Below are 23169 nucleotides of genomic sequence, written 5' to 3' on the forward strand. Positions count from 1 at the left end.
ACCATGGCAACCGCCGTACGCACCGATCTCTACCCGACCCGTGGTGTGGGCGAGGTGGTCACCCCGCGCCAGGACCCGGTCGTCTGGTCGGCGCCGGGCGCGCCGGGGCCGATCGTCCCGACCGAGCTGACGGAGTACGAGCGGGACGGATTCCTCGCCGTCGAGGATCTGATCTCCGACGACGAGGTCGCGCTCTACCGCACGGAGATGGAACGGCTGATCGCCGACCCCGCCGTCCGCGCCGACGAGCGCTCGATCATCGAGCCGAAGTCGCAGGACGTGCGCTCGGTGTTCGAGGTGCACCGGCTGAGCGAGGTCTTCGCCGCCCTGGTGCGCGACGAGCGCGTGGTGGGCCGGGCCCGGCAGATCCTCGGCTCGGACGTCTACGTCCACCAGTCCCGTATCAATGTGAAGCCGGGCTTCGGCGCGTCGGGCTTCTACTGGCACTCGGACTTCGAGACCTGGCACGCCGAGGACGGGCTGCCGAACATGCGGACCGTCTCGGTCTCCATCGCGCTGACCGAGAACCGGGACACCAACGGCGGTCTGATGATCATGCCCGGTTCACACCGGACGTTCCTGGGGTGCGCGGGTGAGACGCCCCAGGACAACTACAAGAAGTCGCTCCAGATGCAGGACGCCGGCACGCCGTCCGACGCCGCCCTGACCCGGTTCGCCGATCAGCACGGCATCCGACTCTTCACCGGCCGGGCCGGGTCGGGGACCTGGTTCGACTGCAACTGTATGCACGGCTCGGGCGACAACATCACCCCGTACGCGCGCAGCAATGTCTTCATCGTCTTCAACAGCGTGGAGAACGCGGCGGTGCGGCCGTTCGCCGCGCCCGTCCCCCGGCCGGAGTTCATCGGTTCGCGGGACTTCACCCCGGTGCGCTGACCGGGAGGTCCTGTCCGGGAGGGGCCTGGGTGGCTGCCCCGGGCGCTATGTGTCGGGGACGGGCCGGTCCGCACCAGCGGACCGGCCCGTCCCCGTCCCCCTGGGTGGTGCGGCTCGCTCGGACGCCGTCGACGGCGCGACGGGTCAGACGGTCTGGAGCGCCGGGTAGTCCGTGTAACCCTTGTCGCCGCCGCCGAAGAAGGTGGCGGGGTCGGGGGCGTTGTAGGGACCGGCCGTCCGCAGCCGCTCCGGCAGGTCCGGGTTGGCGAGGAAGAGGGCGCCGAAGGCGATGATGTCGGCGAGGCCCTCCTCGATCAGGGCGAGCGAGTCGTGGTCCGTCGGGCCCTCGGTCGTCGGGTTGAGCACGACGGTCCCGGTGTACCGCTCACGCAGCGCGACCGTCACCTCGCGGGCGCCCGGGTTGGTCTCGGTGATGTGCAGATACGCCAGGCCCAGCGGCTGCAGCAGGTCCACCAGCGCGGGGTAGACCTCGTGCGCGTCGGTCTCGGCGATGTCGTTGTAGGCGTTGGTGGGCGAGATCCGGATGGCGGTCCGGTCCGCGCCGATGGCCTCGACCACAGCGCGCGTCACCTCGACGGCGAAACGGACCCGGTTCTCGACGGAACCGCCCCATTCGTCGGTGCGCAGGTTGGTGTTGGACGACAGGAACTGCTGGATGAGGTAGCCGTTGGCGCCGTGCAGTTCCACACCGTCGAATCCGGCCGCGACGGCGTTACGGGCGCTGTGCACGAACTCGGCGACGACGGACGGGATCTCGTCGGCCGCCAGCTCGCGCGGGGGCAGGAAGTCCTTCGGCCCCTCGTGGGTGAAGAGCTGACCGGCGGCCGCGACGGCGGAGGGGGCGACGCTGGCCCGCCCGTCCGGGAAGAGCACCGGGTGGCCGATCCGGCCCGAGTGCATCAGCTGGGCGAAGATCCGGCCGCCGTTGGCGTGCACGGCGTCGGTGACCTTGCGCCAGGCGGCGACCTGCTCGTCGCTGTGCAGCCCCGGGGTGTCGGGGTAGCCCTGACCGGTGACGGAGGGCTGGATCCCCTCGGTGACGATCAGACCGGCGCCGGCCCGCTGCGCGTAGTACTCCACCGTCGATTCGGTCGGCGTGAGGCCGGGGCCGAAGGCGCGACTGCGGGTCATGGGGGCCATGGCGATGCGGTTCGCGAGCTGTTTGCCGGAGAGGTCCACGGGGGCGAACGCGATGGTCATAAGGGCTCCAGGAAAAGTATGTGGTCGGCCAAGCATTTACCGATGAGAGTCACTGTAGCGCATTACTTGGCCGACCAAGGTAAAATTTGTGGAGCGACCGGCCGACGGTCGGGGAGACTGTCCGGAACAGTTCCCAGCGAGGAGGCCCCGATGACCCACGAGACCGCGGGCGACCCCGTCTGTAGCCCGCCGCCACCGAGCTGCGGGGAGCCGCTGCCCGGCTGCTCGCTCGGCGGGCCGGTCAGCCACGCCGTCTCCCGGGTCTCCCGGTTGCATCGGATGGCGGCGGCCAAGGTACTCAGGGGCCTCGGCCTCTACCCGGGGCAGGAGTTCCTGCTGATGCACCTGTGGGACGCGGGTCCGCTGCGCCAGTCTGAGTTGATCAAGACCCTGGACCTCGACCCCTCCACGGTCACCAAGATGCTCCAGCGACTGGAGCAGGCGGGCCATGTGCGCCGCCACCCCGACCCGGCCGACCGGCGCGCGGTCCTGGTCGAGGCGACGGCGGAGAGCTGCGCCCTGCGATGGGCGGTGGAGGACGCCTGGACCCAGTTGGAGGGGCAGACGCTCGCGGGTCTTGACGAGACCGAGCGGGCGGAGCTGATCCGGCTGCTGGGCAAGGTGGAGGACAACCTCTGCCGACAGACGGCGGACTGCACGGGACCGGCATAGGCCCCCGGCCGGGCGCGGGGCACAGACCCCCGGCCGGGCGCGCCGGAGCCACGGACGCCGGAGCCACGGACGCACGGCACACCGGGACCATGGGTGCACCGCGCGCCAGGATCTTGGGCGGGCAGGGACCATGGGCGCGCCAGGACCATGGGCGGGCAGGGACCATGGGCGGGCAGGGCACCAGGCCCCCCGGGCGCGCTGGTCGCGCCGGGCACCGGGATGTGGGCGCGCCGGGATCGCGGGCGCACCGCACACCGCGACCATGGACGCACCGGGCTTCGGGGCGCGCCGGGCCGGCCTCGCGCCGCCTCCGGCTCAGCCGGCCAGCACCTCCAGGGCCCGGTCCACGTCCGCCGTCGAGTTGTAGAGGTGGAACGACGCCCGCAGCCCACCCGCACGGCCCGCCACGAGCACTCCCCGGCCGGCCAGGTCCGCCACCCGGGAGCCGAGGCCCGGGACGGCGACGATCGCCGATTCGCCCGGGACCGGGGTGTGACCGAGGGCCGTCACCCCTTCCCTGAACCGTCGCGCGAGCGCGGTCGCATGGGCGTGGATGGCGTCCACCCCGATCTCCTCCACCAGCGCGAGCGACCGTTCGGCCCCGTGGTAGGCGAGGTACGCGGGCGGCTCGTCGAAGCGGCGGGCGGAGCGGGCCAGCTCCTTGATCGGGCCGTAGATCCGTGCCCACGGGTCCTCGGCTGCGTAGGCCCCCGCATGGCCCGGCACCAGCGACTCCTGGGCCTCCTCGGTGACGGTGAGGAAGGAGACCCCGCGCGGGCAGAGCAGATATTTGAAACCGCCGGTGACCGTGTAGTCCCAGTCACCCGCGGTAAGCGGCAGCCAACCGGCCGACTGACTGGCGTCGACGAGCGTACGGGCCCCGTGCGCCGCCGCCGCCGACCGTACGGCCGACAGATCGGCGATCCGACCGTCGACCGACTGCACCAGGGAGAACGCCACCACCGCGGTCTCGGGGCCGACCGCCTCCGCGAGGCGCTCCAGCGGGGCGTACCGCAGCCTGAGGTCGTCGCGCACGGTGAACGGGGTGACCACCGAGGCGAACTCGCCCTCCGGGAAGAGCACCTCGGCGCCGGGCGGCAGCGAGGCCGCGATCAGTCCGACGTGGACCGAGACCGAACCGCCGGCGGCGACCCGCTCCTGCGGCACGCCGGCCAGCCGGGCGAAGGACTGCCGGGCGGCGGTCACCATCTCCTGGTCACCGGCTCCGCCCGGCCGCCCGGCCACCAGCTCTCCCAGCAGCGCCGTCATCGCGGCGACCGCCGCCATCGGCAGCAGGCCGCAGGTGGAGGTGTTGAGGTAGGTCGTCTCCGGCGCGAACTCGGCGCCACCCAGGGTATCCATATCTTCACACTGCGGTGCTCTTGACGACTGGTCAATCGAGAATCACGCCGGGTGGCGACCGAACGGCGGGGGGGCGCGGGGGCGGGGCGGCGCGGGGGCGGGTCACCGCAGCCGTCCCCGGCCACACCGACCCGCCCGCGCGCCCACCCATCAGCACCCGGACGGGCCGGCGCCGACCATGTCAAGCGCCCGACCTGCCGATATCGGCCGATATCGGCAGGTGCCGGCCCGCCTGCGCCCGCCTGCGTCTGCCGGGGCCCGCCCCGTCTGCCTGTCAGTGCTGCGGGACCTCGCACGATCCGTCCCTGTCGCAGGCGGGCGCGGTATCGGCCGACCGCGACGCCGCCGGATCGGCCGGCGTGTCGTCGCGGCCCTGCCACGCCTGCTCCAGCGCCTGGGTGAACAGCTCGGCTGGCTGGCCGCCGGAGAGGCCGTACCTCCGGTCGAAGACGAAGAACGGCACCCCGGTCGCCCCCAGCTCGGCGGCCTCGCGCTCGTCGGCGCGCACCTCGTCGGCGTACGCGCTCTCGTCCGCGAGGACCGCGCGGGCCTCGGTCTCGTCGAGTCCGGCCTCGACGGCGAGCCGGAGCAGCACCTCGGAGTCGAAGACCGATCGCTCCTCGGCGAAGTTGGCCCGGTAGGCGAGGTCCAGCAGCTCGCCCTGGCGGCCCCTGGCCCGGGCCAGGTGCAGCAGCCGGTGGATGTCGAAGGTGCTGCCGTGGTCACGACCCTCGGTGCGGTAGCCGAGGCCCTCGGCACGGGCGTTGGAGGCGACGTTCTCCTCCATGGCGAGTGCCTCGTCACGGGTCCGGCCGTACTTCAGCGCCAGCATGTCGACGACGGCCTCGGTGTCCCCCTTGGCCCGGTTCGGGTCGAGCTCGAAGGAGCGGTGCACCACCTCGACCTGATCGCGGTGGGCGAATCCAGCGAGCCCCTTCTCAAAGCGTGCCTTGCCTACGTAGCACCAGGGACAAGCGATATCGCTCCAGATTTCGACGCGCATGATGAGGCTCTCCAGTGGGGTCGTACGACTGCGGGGGCGTCCTTCGCCACGTAGGGAACGCATACGGCGTCCCACAGATTCCAGCGGGTCGCGGGGGCGGGAGGGGGCAGACGGGTCGGGAGGGATCGGCCGGAGGCGGAGCTGGGGAGTCCCGCGCGGCAGCTTCCTCGGGACGGCCCCGTACCGGCACTCGTTCGGTATCGTGAACGCCGTTCCTGTCGGTGAATGGCGTGGGGACCCCTTTCCGGACACTCCGCGCGATCCCGGCGCTCACAGCGGTCACAGCGGTCACAGCGGTCACGAAGGGGACAAAGCGATGTCGACGGCCGGTTCAGGCGGAGCACAGGTCAAGTCCGCGGTGCGGACGGTGGAATTGCTGGAGTTCTTCGCCGGACGTCCCGGTATGCACTCGCTCGCCACCGTCCAGGAAGCGGTCGGCTATCCGAAGTCGAGTCTGTACATGTTGCTGCGCACCCTGGTGGATCTGGACTGGGTGGAGACGGACGCGACGGGCACCCGGTACGGAATCGGGGTACGCGCGCTGCTGGTCGGCACCTCCTACATCGACGGCGACGAAGTGGTGGCCGCCGCCCGGCCCACACTGGACCGGCTCTCCGACGACACCGCCGAGACCATTCACCTCGCCCGCCTCGACGGCACCAATGTGGTCTATCTGGCCACCCGGCAGTCACAGCACTACCTGCGCCCCTTCACCCGCGTCGGCCGTCGGCTGCCCGCCCACTCGACCTCGCTGGGCAAGGCGCTGCTCGCCACCCACAGCGACGAACGGCTGCGCACGATGCTCCCCGCCAAGCTGTCCTCCCTGACCGAGCACACCATCACGGACCGCGAGCGGCTCATCGAGGAGCTGGGGACGGTCCGCGAACAGGGGTACGCCGTGGACCGCGAGGAGAACACCCTGGGGCTGCGCTGCTTCGGTATCGCGATTCCCTACCGGAGTCCGGCACGGGACGCGATCAGTTGCTCGGTGCCGGTGGCCAGGCTCACCCAGGGCCATGAGCAACTGATCAAGGACGCGCTCTTCGACGCGCGGGACCGGCTGACGCTGGCGACCCGACGTCTTTAGCCCCGCCCTCGGGGCCCCGCCCTCCCCGCCTGGGGGCCGCTGCCGGTCGTTCCCCCTCCGGATGAGGAGATCCTGAGAATCGGGACGTACGGGAACGCGACGCCCCGCGCCGTTCGTCTTTCCGTGGGATGAACAGAACGATCAGACACGCCGCCGTCTTCAGTCTGCTGCTGGTGCTCGCCCTTCTGGTGCGGGCCACCTGGGTGCAGGCATACGACGCCAAGGCACTCGCGGAGAACGACAAGAACCGGCGCACGGTCATCGACCAGTACGCACAGCCGCTGGGCGACATCGTGGTGGCCGGAACCCCGATCACCGGGTCGACGCCGACGACCGGCAGCGATCTGGCGTACAAGCGCACCTACACCGATGGCGCGCTGTATTCGGCCGTCACCGGCTACAGCTCACAGGCGTACGGCGCGACCCAGTTGGAGGGCATCCACAGCGAAGTCCTGGACGGCACTGACCCCCGGCTGAAGAACCCCGTGGACGCCCTCACCGGCAAGCAGCAGAAGCCCGGCTCCGTACTGACCACCATCGATCCCGCCGTCCAGAAGGCGGGTTACGAGGCGCTCGGTGACATCAAGGGCGCGGCGGTCGCGATCGACCCGAAGACCGGGAAGATCCTCGGGATGGTCAGCACCCCGTCGTACGACCCCTCCACGATCGCCGGGACCTCGGACTCGGCGGCCTGGAAGAAGCTGCTGGCCGACGAGGACAAACCACTGGTCAACAGGGCGATTCGGCAGCCGCTGCCGCCCGGCTCGACCTTCAAGCTGGTCGTCGCGGCGGCGGCGCTGGAGGACGGCCGGTACGGATCGGTGGACGAGAAGACCGACAGCCCCATGCCGTACGTCCTCCCCGGCACCACCCGGCAGCTCGACAACGACATCCCCACCGCGCCCTGTGAGAACGCCTCCCTGCGGACGGCCCTGCGATGGTCGTGCAACAACGTCTTCGCGAATCTCGCGGTCGACCTGGGGCAGGACAAGGTCCGGGCGATGGCGGAGAAGTTCGGCTTCAACGACGACAAGATCGACGTCCCGGTGCGGGCGTACGAGAGCGTCTATCCGACCGGTCTGGAGCGGTCGGAGACGGCGCTCACCGGCATCGGCCAGTTCGATGTGACGGCCACCCCGCTCCAGATCGCGATGGTCTCCGCCGCGATAGCCAACGACGGTGTGATGGAGTCCCCGCACATGGTCAGCAAGGTGGTGGACTCCGGCGGCACCACCCTCGACTCGTACGAGGACGGTGCATCGAAGCGGGTCGTCTCGGCCGAGACCGCCGAACAGCTCCGCAGTGCGATGGTGACCGTCGTCGAGGACGGCACGGGCTCCAACGCCCAGATCGATGGCGCCGAGGTCGGCGGCAAGACGGGCACGGCCCAGCACGGCGAGAACAACAGCAAGACGCCGTACGCCTGGTTCACCTCCTACGGGAAGGCCGACGGCAAGGAGGTCGCGGTGGCGGTGCTGATCGAGGACGCGGGCGGTCCGCGTTCGGAGGTCAGCGGCAATGGGCTGGCCGCGCCGGTCGCCCAGAAGATGATGGCCGCCGCGCTGCGCTGACAGCGTCGCGGCCCGTCCTCCCGTCCGGCACGGCGGCACGCCCGACGCGTCCGGTACATCCGGTACGTCCGGCACCGCACCCGCCGTGCCGGACGTACCAGGGACGTACCTGACAGGCGGCGGACCCTGACCGGCACGGTCTCGACCGGCACGGAACACGACCGGCACGGAACACGACCAGCGCGGTTCTCGATCCGCACGGAACACGACCGGCGCGGAACACGACCGGAAGCAGCGACTCAGGGGCGGAGTCACCCCCTCCGGGCCACACTTGACGGTGTCCCGGACCACTCCCCCGTCCGTCCATGGACGCGAACACCGGCCATGGACCTGAGCATCAAGGAGACCCCTCCATGCCGACCCCCCGCACCGTCCTGCTCACCGGCGCAGCAGGCGGACTCGGCACCCTGATGCGGGGTCTGCTCCCCGCGTACGGCTATGAACTCCGGCTCTTCGACGCCACCCCCATCGAGGGCGAGCCGGCGGCGATCACCGCCGACCTCGCCGACAAGCAGGCGCTGCGCGAGGCGGTGCGGGGCGTGGACGCGATCGTCCATCTGGCGGGCATCTCGCTGGAAGCCCCGTTCGAGGACATCCTCCGCTCGAACATCGAGGGGACGTACAACCTCTACGAAGCCGCGCGCGACGAGTGGGGCGCCGAAGGTACGGCGGCGGGCCGGGGACGCATCGTCTTCGCCTCCAGCAACCACGCGGTCGGCTACACGCCGCGCCCCCGGGGGGATGCCCCCTGCCCGCCCGAGCGGCTGATCCCCATCGACACCCCGCGCCGGCCGGACACGTACTACGGGCTGTCGAAGTGCTTCGGTGAGGATCTCGCCCAGCTCTACTGGGACCGCGATGGAGTGGAAACCGTCTCGGTGCGCATCGGCTCCTGCTTCATGGAGCCCACCACGGTACGGATGCTGTCCGTGTGGCTGAGTCCCGGAGACGGCGCCCGGCTCTTCCACGCGGCGCTGACCGCCGACCGCGTCGGCCACACCGTCGCCTACGGCTCCTCCGCCAACACCCGGCTGTGGTGGGACCTCGGCACGGCGCGCGCGCTCGGTTACGAGCCCCAGGACGACTCCGAGCAGTACGCCCCCAAACTCGTCGCCGAGCAGGGCGAACTCGACCCGGAGCGGCCGGACCACGCCCGTCTCGGCGGGCACTTCGTCACCGACCCGCCGCGCTGGCCCTCTTGAGCGTCCTCCCGGCGCCGCCCCGCAGCTAGGCCCTGTCCGGGCGATCCCCCGGTGCCGCCCGCGCACCGACCGGGACCGTGACCCGTGCGCCGCCGCACCGGCGTGGGGCCGTCACCGGTGCGGACTGGTCCGACCGGGGGAAACGCCGGGGAACGGCGGAGAGCAGCGGGGAACGGCGGACGGACCTCGCTCGTTACCCCGGCATGACAGCTATGACCCCCGGCTCGAACATCCCTCTCCCCGCCGCCCGCGTCGCGGTGGACGTCGCCGCCCCGGTGCGGCTCGACGTATCGGGCCTGCTGCTCACCGCCGACGGCAAGGTGCGCTCCGACGACGACTTCATCTTCTTCAACCAGCCGACGGGCCCCGGTGTCACCTACCGCTCAGGCGGTGGCAGCGCCCCCGACATGATCGTGGTGGACACCACCGCCGTGCCGCCCGGCATCGAGAAGATCGTCGTCACGGCCAGTCCGGACGCCGCAGGGCAGACCTTCCAGGGCATCGAGCCCACCGCCACCATCCGTAACGCCGACGACGGCAGCGCCTACGCCACCTTCACCCCGCCGCAGCTCGGCGGCGAGACCGCGCTGGTCGTGGTGGAGATCTACCGGCGGAACGGCGTCTGGAAGGCCCGTGCGGTCGGCCAGGGCTACGCCAACGGCCTGGCGGGCATCGCCACCGACTTCGGTGTCTCGGTCGAGGAGGAGCCCGCTGCGGCCCCCGCGCCGGCCCCCGCCGCCGTGGCACCGCCGGTGGCGCCCGCGCCGGTGGACCCCCGAGTGGCCGCGCCCGCCCCGCCCGCCGCTCCCCCGGCCGCGCCCGCGCCGGGCACCGGGAAGATCAACCTGGACAAGGGCAGGGTCAATCTCCAGAAGAACCAGACGGTGTCGCTGGTGAAGGGCGGCCGTCCGCTGCTCTCCCAGGTCAGGATGGGTCTGGGCTGGGAGCCGGCGTACCGCGGCAAGGACATCGACCTCGACGCCTCGGTCATCGCCTACGGCCCCCAGCGCAACCACCTGGACAGTTGCTACTTCGGCAAGCTCACGATCCTCGGCGGCTCCGTCAAGCACTCCGGCGACAATCTGACGGGCGAGGGCGCCGGCGACGACGAGGCGATCACCGTGGATCTGGGCCGTCTCCCGGCCGAGGCCACCGGTCTGGTCTTCACGGTGAATTCGTTCTCGGGACAGAAGTTCACCGAGGTCGCCAAGGCATACTGCCGGCTGATGGACGCGGCGACCGGCGAGGAGCTGGTCCGCTTCGACCTCACCGGTGCCGAGGCGCAGACCGGGGTCATGATGGCGAAGTTGATCAAGCAGTTCTCGGGCGAGTGGGAGATGACCGCGATGGGTGACTTCGTGAAGTCACGCACGGTGCGCGGCATGGTCAAGCCCGCCGCACAGGCGCTCTGACGGCGCCTTCGGGGTCGTCGCCGTCGCGCGCGAGCGACGGCGACGGTCCCGACGGGGACGGCGGTCGCTCAGAGCTTGGCCAGCTTGGCGTAAGGGCTCGCGATGCGCCCCTTGCGACCGGAGAAGTCGACGAGGACGGCGGCGTTGTCATTCTCCACCGCGATCACCCTCCCGAGACCGAACTGGTCGTGCGAAACCCGGTCGCCCACCGTGTACTGCTCGATCGGTGGAGTCGCCGGAGCCGTGCGGTTGAAGGGACTGGACGGCAGATGGCGCCGGGATCCGGCTGACTTCGTCATTACCGAAGTATGGTGCCTCCAGCCGTGCCCGGACACCGCTCGATCAGAAGTGCGACCGGATCGCAACAGTGATCATGGAATCTGTGGGGGTGTCCCAAGGGTTCCGGAGCCCGTGCCAGCGGCGGTGATCGGGGGCTCTCCACCGAGGTGGAAGCGGAGCCCGGTCGCCCCGGAGTGGATCTCCCCACGAGGTGACCAGCTCGGTCGTCCGCACCGTCGGCATGCGCCCGGTGCACGGGATCTGTGACGATTCCCTCAGTCCACGCGGGCCGCCGCGACCCCCCAGGAGCCGCTCCGTACGGGCCCCGGGCGAGGGGCCGCGCGATACAGCTCTCCAGTTCGAGCGCCCGTGCCGGCGGGGGCGCTCCACTCCGACGAGTGAAGACAAGCGCCCGCCGGGGGTGCGGCGGGGTGGCCGCGCGATCCGCCCCTTGCGCCCGATCCGCTCCCGGGCGCGCCCCGGGCGCGGCGGAGCCGCCGCCCACGGTGTCGCGGCGCCCCCATCACCCGCGCACGCGCGCCTGGACAGCCGGCCGTACAGGTGAGGCCCTCGGCCCGGGAGTTCCACCCCGCCCCCGCGCGCCTGGACAGCCGGCGCGCCGGGCGGGCAGTCTCGTTACCCGTCTGAGCGTCCGGGGGGACCCGCGCAACCGACCGTGCCCTCCCCCGCGTCGCAGTGACCGGGTCACCGTGACCGGTACCTACGCCGGGTCACAGTGACCGGTACGGGCGGCGGCGGTACGGGCGGGGAAGAGGGGCGGGCGGAATGGAGCGGATCGCCGGATACCGGCTCGTCGCACCACTCGGCGACGGCGGTATGGGCCGGGTGCACCTGGCCCGCACCGCGTCCGGGCGGCTGGTCGCGGTGAAGACCGTCCATGAGCATCTCGCCGCCGAGCCCGCCTTCCGCGAGCGCTTCCGCCGCGAGCTGGTGGCGGCCCGCTCCGTGACGGGCCCGTTCACCGCCGCGGTGCTCGATGCCGACCCCGACGCCGTACGACCGTGGCTGGCGACCGTGTTCTGCCCGGGTCCCGGGCTCGGCACGGCGGTCGACGCGCACGGACCACTGCGCTCCGGCGAGCTGGCGACGCTCGGGGCCGCGCTCGCCGAGGCGTTGGCTGCCATCCACGCGGCGGGGCTGGTCCACCGCGATCTCACCCCGTCGAACGTGGTAGTGACCCGCGGCGGACCCATGGTGATCGACTTCGGTATCGCGAAGGCGGCGGCCGAGCGGACCCTGACCGGCGACGGGGAGATCATCGGCTCACCCGGTTTCATCGCCCCCGAACTCCTGACGGCGACGGTGGCACCGACCCCGGCTGCGGATGTGTTCTCGCTGGGCGCGCTGCTGAGCCGCGCGGCGACCGGCCGGCCACCGTACGGGACGGGCCGGCCGCACCAGATCCTCTACCGGTCCCTGCACGACGGGCCTGACCTGGACGGCGTGCCCGATCCGGAGTGGCGGGAGTTCCTGGGTCGGCTGCTGGCCCGCGATCCCGCCGAACGGCCCACGGTGACGGGCGTCCTGGACTGGTGCGCCGCGCGGGCACCGGCGGTGCCCTGGTGGGAGGGCGCGGTGGTCACCAGGCTGATCGCGCGGCGGGAGGAGGAGGTGGCGGCGCTGGCCGCGGGCACGGCCCCGGCCGTCCGGAGGTCCCCCGCGCGCCCCGACCCGCCGACCTCTGAGCACCGGCAGCCGTCGTCCCGTCGACGGCTACTCCGGTGGGGCGGTGCCCTCCTGGTGGGCGGCTCGGCGGTCGGCGGGGTGGTGGCCATGAGCGCCCGGCCCTTCGGCGGCACCCGGGAGCTCACCCAGGCGGAGGTGGCCGTCGGCCCCCAGCCGCGCACCCTGTGGACGCGCCGCGTCGGCGGGGCGGCCCTGCTGCGGCACGGCACGGGCCTCTGCCTGCACGAACCGACGCGCATCACCCGGCTCGACGCCCGTACCGGCGCGGTCCGCTGGACCTACGACGACGACGGCATCACCGGCCTGGCCGCCGCGGGCGGTCTGCTGTTCGTCCTGCGGTCCGCACCCGTCATCCACCACGAGGTCATCGCCCTCGACGCCACGACCGGGAAACCCCGCTGGTCCGGCGGGATCGGGAGACCCCTCTTGAGCGTCGGCCTGATGGGCCGCCAGGAACGGCCGCTGGGCGCGAGCACCGTCAGCCGGCCGGCCGGCGAGGGCGCGTCGGCGGTCCTCTCCGTCCGCGACGGCGTCGTCTGCCTGGTCACCCACGCCCCGCGCACCACCCTCTGGGAAGAGCGGTCGGCGCGCGGCCAGCGCTGGCACGCCTACGGCTACGACGCCCGTACCGGCCGTGCTCTCTGGTTCCACGAGGGCACGTCGGCGGGTGTCGTCGGCGTCCACCAGGCCGGGGGACGGATCGCGGTGGCCGCTTCCCAGAGCCCGGAGCGGGCCTCCGGACAACCGCCGCCCCGGCCGCTGTTCGTCCTGCGGGCCCGCGACGGCACCCTTGAACGGGAGATCCCCGACGGCGGCGCCCGCCCCGAGGTCCACCCGGGGTCCACCGGCGTCGGCCACTACGCCGAAGGGCGGCTGACGAGCGCGGTGGAGCTGGCGACCGGCCGCGTGCTCTGGCGGCGCGCGTTGGAGGAGGAGGCCCGGATCACCCCGACCGCGACCCACGGTGTCGTCCTCGTCTCGACCCCGGAGGAGTTCCGGGCGCTCGACGCCCGGACCGGGCGGACCCGGTGGAGCCGTACCGATGTGGCGGGGCTCATGGCGAACCGGCCGCCGCTGGTCTCCGGCTCCCAGGTCCATCTCTCCGGTCCCGACCCGAAGAGCCGGGAGCCGGCCCCGCACGCCGACGCGTGGGGGGTGTACACCCTCGACGTCCGCACCGGCGACATGGCCTGGCGGGCACCGCTCGACACCATGCGCGATATCACCGCCGTCGCCGGGACGGGTCTCCTCCATGTGTCGTCCCACGGCACGCTGTACACCTTCGGCCTGCCGGACCCGGCATGACCGATCCGCTGCTCCCGGGCGATCCGACCCGACTGGGATCCCTGCGCCTCCTCGGCCGGCTCGGCGCCGGTGGCATGGGCCAGGTGTATCTGGGCCGTACGACCGGTGGCCGGCTGGTCGCGGTGAAGACCGTCCACCCGCACCTCGCCGCCGACCCGCACTTCAGGGAGCGCTTCCGGCGCGAGGCCGCCGCCGCCCGCGCGGTGACCGGCGCGCACACGGCGGCGGTGCTGGACGCCGACCCCGATTCACCGGTCCCCTGGCTGGCCACCGCCTATCTGTCGGGGGTGACCCTGCGCCGCGCGGTCGCGGCCACCGGCCCCCTGCCGGACGACGCGGTACGGGCGCTGGGCGCGGCCCTCGCCGAGGCGCTGACCGGAATCCATGGCGCGGGTCTCGTCCATCGCGATCTCAAACCGTCCAATGTGCTGGTCACGGCGGACGGACCGCGCATCATCGGCTTCGGGATCGCCTGGGCGCTCAGCGACCACGGTCTGACGGCGGCCGGTGACATCGTCGGCACCCCGGGGTTCATCGCGCCGGAGCAGATCACCGACGCGTCCCCGGTCACCGGGGCGGCGGACGTGTTCGCGCTGGGGGCGGTGCTGGCGTTCGCGGCGACCGGGCGGAACCCGTTCGGCGACGGCACGGCCGCGATCCTGCTCTACCGCGCCGTGCACGAGGCGGCCGAGCTGCCGGACGTGCCGGACCCCCTGCGGACGGTGATCGCCACCTGCCTCCGCAAGGAGCCCGAGCTGCGGCCGACCGTGGCCGCGGTGCTGCTGGGGCTGGCCGACCCCGCCGCCCCGCTGTGGTGGCGCGCGGAGCCGCTGCGGACGCTGATGACAGCGACGGACGGGACGGCCCCCAAGGCCAGTGAGGACAGTACGGTCGCCCGGCCGACCACCACGCTGACCCTGGTCACACCATCCGTGGCGGCGGGCCGGCGGCGGTTCGCCCGTGGTCGCGTCCTCGCCCGGCGCGGCGTCCTGCTGGCCGGGGCTGGCGGCCTGGCCACCCTGATCGGTCTCGCGGCGCGGGATCGTGACGGCGGCACGGCGGGGGCCGACGCGCTGACCGCGACGACGGCGGGCTCGGCCGCGCCCGGCGCACTGCGCTGGACCCTCGTCCTGAAGGACGGCGTGGTCGACGGCATGGTGCTCGACCGGAACAGCGCCCTGGTGCTGCACGCCACCACCGGCCCGGGTTCGGGGAACCTCCAGTGCTTCCGTCCCGAGGACGGCGCCCCCCGGTGGCATCGGCGGGCGGGCGCCGGGACGCCCGGCGCCTGGGGTGTGCACGCGGGTGTTCTGGTGGCGGGCGAGGTGGGGGCGCACGCCATCCGCCCGTCGACGGGTGAGCCGGTCGGCGATCCGGCGACGCTGCCTCCCGCGCCCCTCTGGTACACCGTCGCGGGCCCGACGCTGATCACGGAGTACCCGGCCGACGCGGACCTGCCCCTGTACGGCTTCGACCTGCGGACGGGAGCGGTCCGCTGGCGGCTGTCCACACAGACCCTGAAGGCTCCGGCTGTCGTGGACGGGGCCGTGCTGCTGGCCCCGGAGTCGACCCCCGGGGTGGTCTGTGTGGACACCGCCACCGGCGAGGAGTTGTGGCGCGCCCCGGATCTGAACGACGGCGACCGGATCGTGGCGATGGCGGGGCTCTCGGCGGTGCACCGGTTCGCCGTCCTCACCGAGAGCGGGACACTGCACCTCTTCGGCGCCCGAGACGGCTCCCGCGTCGCGCGGCAGCGGCCGATGACGGCGGTGCGCACGGGCACGGCGGCCGTGGCCGACGACGGCGGCGTCGGGCTGTTGATCGCCGGGGGAACGCTCTGCGGCTTCACCACGCGGGACGGGCGCCGGCGCTGGCAGCGCGCCACCTTCGGTCTGGAGGCCAACTGGCCCGTGACCGTCGGCGGGGCCCGCCGTCCCGTACTGCCCGGCGGGCGCGTGCTGTTGCACTGGTCGGCGCCGGGGACCCTGGAGGCCCTGGACACCCGCACGGGCGCGGTCCGCTGGCGGCGCGCCCTGCCGGGCATCGCCCAGCTCCCGCCGGTCCTGGGCGGCCCGGTCGGCTACGCCGCCACCAACGAGGTCTGCGCACAGCTCGACCTCGCCACCGGCACCCCGCTGCGGATCTGGCGGGAGCCGGGTCTTCAGGGCATCGCCGCCGACGGGTGGGGCTGGTACGCCCGTACCGCCGACCGGGTACGGGCGTACAACCGCGTCCTCCCCGTCAGTGGCGGTCCCGCTGCCGCCGCCACGGCCCGGTGATGGCGAGCATGATGCCCGGGTTCTGGATGTTCGCGTAGAGGGTGCGGCCGTCGGGCGAGAAGACGACCCCCGCGAACTCCCCGTACTCCGGCGCGTCCGGGGTGCCGATGTCCAGTTCATTGCGGGCGATGGGGTAGGTACGGCCCTGGTCGGTGGCGCCGAAGAGGTGCTGGCCGCCCGCGCCGTCCTCGGCGAGGATCAGCCCGCCGTACGGGGAGACCGTGATGTTGTCGGGGCCCTCGAACCGGTCCGGGTCGGGCGTCACGCCGAGGAGCACCTTCAGGGTGAGGGTGCGGCGCCCCGGATCGTAGAACCAGACCTGGCCGTCGTGCGGCCCCGGGCTGTCGGAGCGGGCGTACGACGAGACGACGTAGGCGCCGCCGTCGCCCCACCACATGCCTTCGAGCTTGCGGCCCCGGGTGACCTCGGTGTCCGTGAACTGCTGGCGCACGGGTGTGATCCTGGCGTCCCGGTCGGGCACGTCGGCCCAGTCCACGCCGTAGACGGTGCCGATCCGGGTGGCCCGGGAGAGGTCGTCCACGAAGCGGCCGCCGGAGTCGAAGCAGCGGGCGGCCTGGAGGACGCCGGCGTCGTCGGCGAGGGTGCGCAGCCTGCCGCGCCCGTGCCGGAAGCCGGCCGGCGGCACCCAGCGGAAGAAGAGGCCGTGGGGCCTGCTCGCGTCCTCGGTCAGATAGGCGTGGCCGCGCCGGGGGTCGATGACGACGGCCTCGTGGGCGTAGCGGCCGAGCGCCTTGATGGGGTGGGGGTCGCGGTTGGCCCGGCGGTCGTAGGGGTCGACCTCGAAGACATAGCCGTGGTCCTTGGTCATGCCGTTCTGTCCCGCGAGGTCCTCGGACTCCTCGCAGGTGAGCCAGGTGCCCCAGGAGGTGCGGCCGCCCGCGCAGTTGGTGGAGGTGCCGGCGACTCCGACCCACTGGGCGACGGCGCCGTGCGGGCGGACCTCGACGACCGAGCAGCCGCCAGCCGCGGCGGGGTCGTAGACGAGTCCTTCGGCGAGCGGCACCGGGTGTTCCCAGCGGGAGCGCGCGCCGCCCAGCTCGTGGTTGGCGACGAGGAGGGTGATGCCGCGGGGCCCGGCGAAGGTGGCGGTGCCGTCGTGGCCGGAAGGGGTGAACTCACCGGATTCCAGCCGGGTCACCCCGCTGTGGGTGATGACCCGGTAGGTGAAACCGCGGGGGAGGGCGAGGAGCCCCTGGGGGTCGGGGAGGAGCGGACCGTAACCGAGGATGCCGGGGGCGCCCGCCGATATGGCGGCCTCGTCGGCCGCGAGGGCGCCGGGGGCGGTGGCGAGCGAACCGACGGCGCCCGTGAGGGCGACACCGGCTCCGGTGAGCGCGGACTGTCTGGAGAATTCCCTGCGGGTGAGTGACATCGCGTGACTCCCTGGGGGGCGTGCGTCCGATGAGGCTGCTGAGCGGATGACGGGCATACGGTTTCTGCCTCGTACGGACGCGTCCTGAACACCGATCGGCGGGCGGGCGGCCGAATCCGAGCGGTTCGGCCGGGCCTCATCCGGGGGATCACGCGCGGGCGCGCGAACGCCCGGCCACGGCGGTCACCGGTGGCCGGGCGTCCCGTGCGGACCGTTTCTCCCCTTGTCCCCCTTGGGCCCCATGGTTGGTGGGGTGCCCCGGCTAGGCCCCCGCCCTCGACCGGGCCTTGAAGGCCGCCTTCCGCGCCTCCTTCGCCACCCGCTTGTCCGGATGTACGCGCCCCATCGCCTCCAGCACCTCAGCCGTCGCGGGGTGGTCGACCCGCCAGGCCGCGTCGAAGAAGCCGCTGTGCTGTCCGGTCAGTCCCTCGACCAGACCGCGCAGCTCCTCCGACTCACCGTCCGCGTCCAGTTGGGCGGCGATGGTGTCGATCGAGAGCCAGAAGATCATCGTCTCCGGGGGTGCGGGCACATCGGCCGCGCCGCGCTCGGCGAGCCAGACCCGGGCGAGCCCGCCCAGTTCGGCGTCGTCCAGGACGGCGCGGACCTCGTGCTCCGCCTGGTCGCCGACGAGGGTCAGCGCCTGCTGGCAGCGCAGCCGCCGCAGCGGGCCGCCCTCGTCCGCACCGCGCGCGGCGAGCAGCAGCTCGTGCGCGGCGGCGGCGGGCTCGCGCCGGGCCAGCCACTGCTCGGTCTCGGCGCGGGCGGCCGACTCGGGGTAGTGCGCCAGCCCGTCGAGGAGGGTGTCCGCGCCCTTCTCGGCCAGATCGCCCACGGCGGGCGCGTCGACACCGCTCTCCAGCAGCCGCGCCCGGACGCCGTAGAGGCCGAGGCGGGTCAGCTTGACCAGCCCATACCGGGAGACGTCCTCCTCGTCGACGGCCGGCGCGGGGGTGTCGGTGCCGTCGCCCTCGTCCATCATCAGCGCCTCGTCGACCGGCCGGTACTCGACCAGGCCGATGCCCTCCAGCAGTTGGAACTGGTCGTCCAGCCGCATCATCGCGACCGACACCTGCTCCAGCACCTCGTCGGTGGGCTGGCCCATATCGTCGGGGACGATCATCGAAGCGGCGAGCGCGGGCAGCGGCACCGGCTCGTCGCCCGCGCCGCCGTCCGTGACGGTGAGGAGGTAGAGGTTGCCGAGGACTCCGTCGAGGAATTCGGCCTCGCCCTCCGGGTCCCAGTCGAGCATTCCGTAGTCGATCTCACCGTCCGCGCCGATCGCCTCGGTCAGATCGTCCAGCAGCGGTGCGATGGCGTCGGCGTGCACGGCGTCCAGCGCCTCCTGCCAGATGGCGAGGACGTCCTGGGGCGCGCCGGAGGTGAGCAGGGCGAGGTTCTCGCCGGCCGAGACCGTGCCGTACGCAGAGGCCGCGTCGGTGTCGTCGGCATCGGCGTCGGCGTCGTGGACCGCCACCAGACCGGCGTCGACGGCGGTGCGCCACGCCTCGCTCGCGTAGGCGGGCCCGTCCTCGTCGTCGGTCAGCCCCAGCGCCTGTGCCGCGGCGGGCAGTTGTTCGTCGGCCAGCTCCCCGCCCGCGCCCACCCGGGTCTCCGGACCCGCCCAGCGTGCGAGCCGTACGGCCTTCGTCAGCAGGGGTGTGGCGAGCGCGTCCCGCGCCAGCTCCGCGTCCGAGTGCAGCCGTACGGGCGGCAGGGTGGGACGGTCTTGGGACATCAGGTGAATCTCCTCGGGGGCGGGGCGGCGGGTACGGGGTCCGGTCACGGCCCCGGGGGCGGCACCCAGCGTAGACGTATATCACCGGGTTTCGCCGACCGGTCGGCATTCCCGGCCAAGGCCCGGCGCACCCCGAAGGCGTCCCCCCGGCGCGAGGGGCGCCGGGGGCGCAGGGGCCCCCGGCCGCCTCCCGGGCGGCTCCGGCCGGAGGGCCCGGAGCGCGGGTTCGGGCGGTTCACCGGCCCGACCCTTTCCGTCCACTCACCGACCCTTGACAAGTGCCCTGCTCAGCAAAGAGATTGACGCGCGTAGAACTTGTCGTGCACCGCACCACCCCACGCACGCACCCTCGCTCCTCGACACCACCCACACACCCTCACTCCTCTGACACCGGAGACCCGATGCCTTCCTCCGTCGTACCGAGAACCGCCGCCGTCGCCTCCCTCGTCGCCGCCGCGCTCGCGGCCGGCCTGCTCACCGGCTCCGCCGCCGCGTCCGCCGCCCCGGCGCCCGGCGACGGCGTCCGGATCCATGACGTCCAGGGCTCCACCCGGACCTCCCCGCTCGCCGGGCAGGCCGTCGCCGAGGTCCCCGGCATCGTCACCGGCGTACGGACCTACGGCTCATCGCGCGGCTTCTGGATCCAGGACCCCGGCGGCGACGGCGACCCGGCGACCAGCGAGGGCCTCTTCGTCTTCACCGGCCCCGGCTCCACCCCGGCCGTCAAGGTCGGCGACGATGTGCGGGTCTCCGGCACGGTCGCCGAATTCGTCCCCGGAGGGGCCGCTTCCGGCAACCAGTCGCTCACCCAGCTCTCCCGCCCGACGGTCACGGTGCTCTCCTCCGGCAATGAGCTGCCCGCGCCGGTCACGGTCTCCGCCTGGTCCGTGCCGTCCCGCTACGCCCCGGAGGGCGACCCGGCGGCCGGGGGCAGCGTGAACGCCCTGCCGCTGAAGCCGCGTACGTACGCCCTGGACTACTACGAGTCCCTGGAGGGCACCAACGTCCGCGTCGGCACCTCCAGGGTCGTGGGCGCGACCGACCCGTTCTCCGAGCTGTGGGTGACGGTCAAGCCGTTCGAGAACCCGACCGCGGGCGGCGGCACCCGCTACGGCTCGTACGCCTCCCAGAACACCGGCCGGCTCCAGATCCAGTCGCTGGTCCCCACCGCCGAGCAGCCCTTCCCGAAGGCGAACGTCGGCGACTGGCTCACCGGCTGGACCGAGGGCCCGCTGGACTTCAGCCAGTTCGGTGGCTACACCCTGACCGCGCGGACCCTCGGCACGGTGGCCGACCGGGGCCTCCAGCCCGAGCGGACCCGCCCGCAGCGCCGGGGCGAGCTGGCCGTGGCCACGTACAACGTGGAGAACCTCGACCCGTCCGACCCGCAGGAGACGTTCGACGCGCTCGGCCGGGCCGTCGTGGAGAATCTGGCCTCGCCCGACATCCTCGCCCTGGAGGAGATCCAGGACAACAGCGGCAGCCGGAACGACGGCACGGTCGCCGCCGACAAGACCGTGCGGAAGTTCACGGAAGCGATCGTCGCGGCGGGCGGCCCCGCGTACGAGTGGCGGTCCGTGGACCCGGAGAACAACAAGGACGGCGGCCAGCCGGGCGGCAACATCCGCCAGGTCTTCCTCTTCAACCCCGAGCGGGTCTCGTTCACCGACCGCGCGGGCGGCGACGCCACCACACCGACCGGGGTCGTACGGGACGGCCGCCGGGCCGCCCTGACGCTGTCCCCGGGCCGGGTCGACCCGGGGAACACCGCCGCCTGGGAGTCCAGCCGCAAGCCGCTCGCGGGTGAGTTCAGCTTCCGTGGCCGCCCGGTCTTCGTGATCGCCAACCACTTCGCGTCGAAGGGCGGCGACCAGGCCCTGACCTCGCAGTTCCAGCCGCCGAACCGGTCCTCCGAGGTCCAGCGGGTGGCCCAGGCGCGCTCGGTGAACACGTTCGTCAAGGAGATCCTCAAGGCCGACCGCCGCGCGGACGTCCTCGTCGTCGGCGATATCAACGACTTCGAGTTCTCGGCGACGACGAAGACGCTCACCGAGGGCGGCGCGCTGCACGCGGCGATCACCTCACTGCCGCGCGCCGAGCGCTACTCGTACGTCTTCCAGGGCAACAGCCAGGTGCTGGACCAGATCCTGACCAGCCCCTCGATCGACGACTTCGAGTACGACAGCGTGCACATCAACGCGGAGTTCGCGGAGCAGAACAGCGACCACGACCCGCAGGTGCTGCGCTTCCGCCCGTAAACCGTACTGTCCCGTCCTACCCACCCGGGCTGATGCTCAGTCCGGGTGTGTAGCGGGTCACCCGGCGACCGGTCACCCCGGGGAAGGCGTGCACGGCGGCCCACTCAGGACCGTCGCCGCCGATGCCCTCACCGGGCGCGGCCAGGGCGGCGCGATGGGCGTCGGCGGTCTCCCACTCCGCGTAGTTGAGCACCCGGTCGCCGTCCACGCCGAGGTGGAACCAGCCGGAGATCCCGGCGTCCCGGGGCCCGCCCCGGCCCGCGCCCGACTTCTCGTCGGCGGCGAGCGCGGTCAGGACCTGGTCCACCCACGCCCGCTGCCGCTCCCGGTCGGGTCCCTCGAACTCCACCTCCACGATCACGACGGCCCCGGGGACCCGGCCGTCCCCCTCCGGTACTCCGCCCCGGTACAGCTCGTACCCGTGGATCCCGACCCGATCGATCCCGGGGACGGCCGCGTCGATCTCGGCGTTCCGCTCGTCCCGGTAGCCCCGGAAGAACTTCTGGTACGCCTCCTCATCGGCCCACTGCGAATAGTGCAGCAGCGTCCGCCCGTCCTCGCCGATGTGCACGGTGTACGAGAGGAGTCCGACGGCGGGCCATCTCCGGCTCCCCCAGGCCGTGGCGATGGCGTCGACGGTGGCGTGCTGGCGCTCGGGGGTGCCGACGTCCCAGGTGGACACCTTGACGACGCCCACGCCGGAGCGGCCGAGGTCGGGCCGGGCATCGGGCCGGCTGGTCACATACGCGGTCATGACGGTGTCCCCTCGGTTCGACGCCCCCCTGTGGTGCGCCCTCACCGGCCATCGTTGAACATCAAGCGCGCTTGAGGTCAACCATGGTTCGAGTGGCTACCGTTCGGGACCGCCGGGCACGGTGACGGCGAAGGCCCCGCTGGACGCGGGCGGGGTCCGGAAACCACGCAGGCCGCCACCGGGAGACGGTGGCGGCGCCGCGCGCGGCGTACGAGGAGTTGCTCCGCCGGTCAGGGAGCCGGGTCAGCAGGGGAGGGTGGACTTACCGGCCGCGCCGGTGGCACCGGTGGTGCCGTTCGCGGTGGCCGTCGCGGCGGTGCCGTTGCCGCCGGGCTTGCCGGGGCAGACCGGGCTGGCCGCGCCACCCGCACCACCGGTGCCGCCGGTGAAGACACCGCCGGCCGTAGAGGCGCCGCCGTTACCACCCGCGCCGCCGGGGATGCCGGTACCGGCATTGCCGACACCGCCCACGCCGCCCTTGCCACCGGTGCCGCCGAGCGTGGCGACACCCCCGGCGCCCCCGTTACCGCCGTTGCCGTTGGCGCCGCCCGCGCCGCCGGCGCCGCCCTGGCCACCGGTACTGCCAGTGCCGTTGGCATTGCCGCCGTTGCCGCCGTTACCACCGTTGCCATTGGCACCGGCAGCGCCCCCGAGGCCTCCGAGGCCACCGACACCGCCGCTGCTCCCGACGCCGTTGGAACCGTTGCTGCCGGGGAGGCCGAGGATGCCGGAGCCGCCGCGGGCTCCGGAGGCGGCGGCGCCCGCGTGGCCTGCGGTGGAGGCGACGGCGGGGGCGGCGGTGAGGCCGACGACGGCGATCGAGGTGATCAGAAGAGTCCGTGAAGCGGCGATGGTGCGCGTGAAGCGCATGAGGTGCCTCTCGATGGATGCGGCCGGAGATACTCCCCGGCCGACTCGTGCCAACGTAACTCGCCCTGGAGCGTGACACGGTGTACGCGATCACCCATTGGCCTTAAAAGAACCTTTTAACCAAATTTTGGCTTTAAGCTCATATTTTTCCGAGCCCTG

At 72.9% G+C, this 23169-nt stretch carries 17 protein-coding genes; 9 read left to right on the forward strand and 8 right to left on the reverse strand.

The annotated features are described in order from the left end of the window. The first annotated feature begins 3 nt into the window (after positions 1-3). On the forward strand, positions 4-897 hold the full coding sequence (thpD, locus tag ACH4S7_RS00425) for an ectoine hydroxylase (RefSeq protein WP_398518815.1): 894 nt from the start codon (positions 4-6) through the stop codon (positions 895-897). A gap of 144 nt (positions 898-1041) precedes the next feature. On the opposite strand, the gene ACH4S7_RS00430 is transcribed toward thpD, so the two are convergent. Continuing rightward, positions 1042-2118, reverse strand: coding sequence for an alkene reductase (locus ACH4S7_RS00430; protein ID WP_398518816.1), 1077 nt, complete (start codon positions 2116-2118; stop codon positions 1042-1044). Between the two features lie 150 nt (positions 2119-2268). Here ACH4S7_RS00430 and ACH4S7_RS00435 point away from each other — a divergent pair, with 150 nt between their 5' ends. Next, on the forward strand, positions 2269-2790 hold the full coding sequence (locus ACH4S7_RS00435; protein ID WP_398518817.1) for a MarR family winged helix-turn-helix transcriptional regulator: 522 nt from the start codon (positions 2269-2271) through the stop codon (positions 2788-2790). 315 nt (positions 2791-3105) lie between these two features. Here ACH4S7_RS00435 and ACH4S7_RS00440 read toward each other — a convergent pair whose 3' ends face one another. Together ACH4S7_RS00440 and ACH4S7_RS00445 are read right to left on the reverse strand one after the other, a co-directional pair. Beyond that, positions 3106-4152, reverse strand: a complete 1047-nt coding sequence (locus ACH4S7_RS00440) for an aminotransferase class V-fold PLP-dependent enzyme (RefSeq protein WP_398518818.1) — start codon at positions 4150-4152, stop codon at positions 3106-3108. 274 nt (positions 4153-4426) lie between these two features. Then, complete coding sequence (locus tag ACH4S7_RS00445) at positions 4427-5155, reverse strand: DsbA family oxidoreductase (protein WP_398518819.1); 729 nt, start codon at positions 5153-5155, stop codon at positions 4427-4429. Between the two features lie 316 nt (positions 5156-5471). Here ACH4S7_RS00445 and ACH4S7_RS00450 point away from each other — a divergent pair, with 316 nt between their 5' ends. The 4 genes from ACH4S7_RS00450 to ACH4S7_RS00465 all read left to right on the forward strand — a co-directional run bounded on the left by ACH4S7_RS00450 (position 5472) and on the right by ACH4S7_RS00465 (position 10427). After that, positions 5472-6242, forward strand: a complete 771-nt coding sequence (locus ACH4S7_RS00450) for an IclR family transcriptional regulator (RefSeq protein WP_398518820.1) — start codon at positions 5472-5474, stop codon at positions 6240-6242. 128 nt (positions 6243-6370) lie between these two features. Next, positions 6371-7813, forward strand: a complete 1443-nt coding sequence (locus ACH4S7_RS00455) for a peptidoglycan D,D-transpeptidase FtsI family protein (RefSeq protein WP_398518821.1) — start codon at positions 6371-6373, stop codon at positions 7811-7813. Between the two features lie 353 nt (positions 7814-8166). Next, positions 8167-9015: an NAD-dependent epimerase/dehydratase family protein gene (locus ACH4S7_RS00460; RefSeq protein WP_398518822.1), complete on the forward strand. Its 849-nt coding sequence runs from the start codon at positions 8167-8169 to the stop codon at positions 9013-9015. A gap of 203 nt (positions 9016-9218) precedes the next feature. Next, positions 9219-10427, forward strand: a complete 1209-nt coding sequence (locus tag ACH4S7_RS00465) for a TerD family protein (protein ID WP_398518823.1) — start codon at positions 9219-9221, stop codon at positions 10425-10427. A 68-nt stretch (positions 10428-10495) separates the two neighbouring features. Here the strand turns inward: ACH4S7_RS00465 and ACH4S7_RS00470 are convergent, their stop codons facing one another. Further along, positions 10496-10726, reverse strand: a complete 231-nt coding sequence (locus tag ACH4S7_RS00470) for a hypothetical protein (protein WP_398518824.1) — start codon at positions 10724-10726, stop codon at positions 10496-10498. Positions 10727-11492: 766 nt separating this feature from the next. Here ACH4S7_RS00470 and ACH4S7_RS00475 point away from each other — a divergent pair. Continuing rightward, positions 11493-13718: a PQQ-binding-like beta-propeller repeat protein gene (locus ACH4S7_RS00475; RefSeq protein ID WP_398518825.1), complete on the forward strand. Its 2226-nt coding sequence runs from the start codon at positions 11493-11495 to the stop codon at positions 13716-13718. After that, complete coding sequence (locus ACH4S7_RS00480; RefSeq protein WP_398518826.1) at positions 13715-15997, forward strand: PQQ-binding-like beta-propeller repeat protein; 2283 nt, start codon at positions 13715-13717, stop codon at positions 15995-15997. Before ACH4S7_RS00475 ends, ACH4S7_RS00480 begins: the two co-directional genes overlap by 4 nt. Here ACH4S7_RS00480 and ACH4S7_RS00485 read toward each other — a convergent pair. Continuing rightward, positions 15960-17390, reverse strand: a complete 1431-nt coding sequence (locus tag ACH4S7_RS00485) for an alkaline phosphatase PhoX (protein WP_398518827.1) — start codon at positions 17388-17390, stop codon at positions 15960-15962. The two genes, ACH4S7_RS00480 and ACH4S7_RS00485, sit on opposite strands and share 38 nt — an antisense overlap. A 262-nt stretch (positions 17391-17652) precedes the next feature. Beyond that, the gene (locus ACH4S7_RS00490) at positions 17653-19128 is read right to left on the reverse strand and encodes a hypothetical protein (RefSeq protein WP_398518828.1); all 1476 of its coding nucleotides are present in this window, start codon (positions 19126-19128) and stop codon (positions 17653-17655) included. 401 nt (positions 19129-19529) lie between these two features. Between ACH4S7_RS00490 and ACH4S7_RS00495 the strand changes: the two genes are divergently transcribed. Continuing rightward, a complete protein-coding gene (locus ACH4S7_RS00495) occupies positions 19530-21386 on the forward strand; it encodes an endonuclease/exonuclease/phosphatase family protein (protein ID WP_398518829.1) in 1857 nt (618 codons plus the stop codon). Positions 21387-21402: 16 nt separating this feature from the next. On the opposite strand, the gene ACH4S7_RS00500 is transcribed toward ACH4S7_RS00495, so the two are convergent. Next, the gene (locus tag ACH4S7_RS00500; RefSeq protein WP_398518830.1) at positions 21403-22140 is read right to left on the reverse strand and encodes an antibiotic biosynthesis monooxygenase; all 738 of its coding nucleotides are present in this window, start codon (positions 22138-22140) and stop codon (positions 21403-21405) included. A gap of 243 nt (positions 22141-22383) precedes the next feature. Continuing rightward, entirely contained in the window at positions 22384-23010 is a 627-nt protein-coding gene (locus tag ACH4S7_RS00505; protein WP_398518831.1) for a hypothetical protein, read from the reverse strand. Positions 23011-23169: the final 159 nt, after the last annotated feature.

Source organism: Streptomyces sp. NPDC020965, assembly GCF_044333555.1.
Lineage (GTDB): Bacteria > Actinomycetota > Actinomycetes > Streptomycetales > Streptomycetaceae > Streptomyces.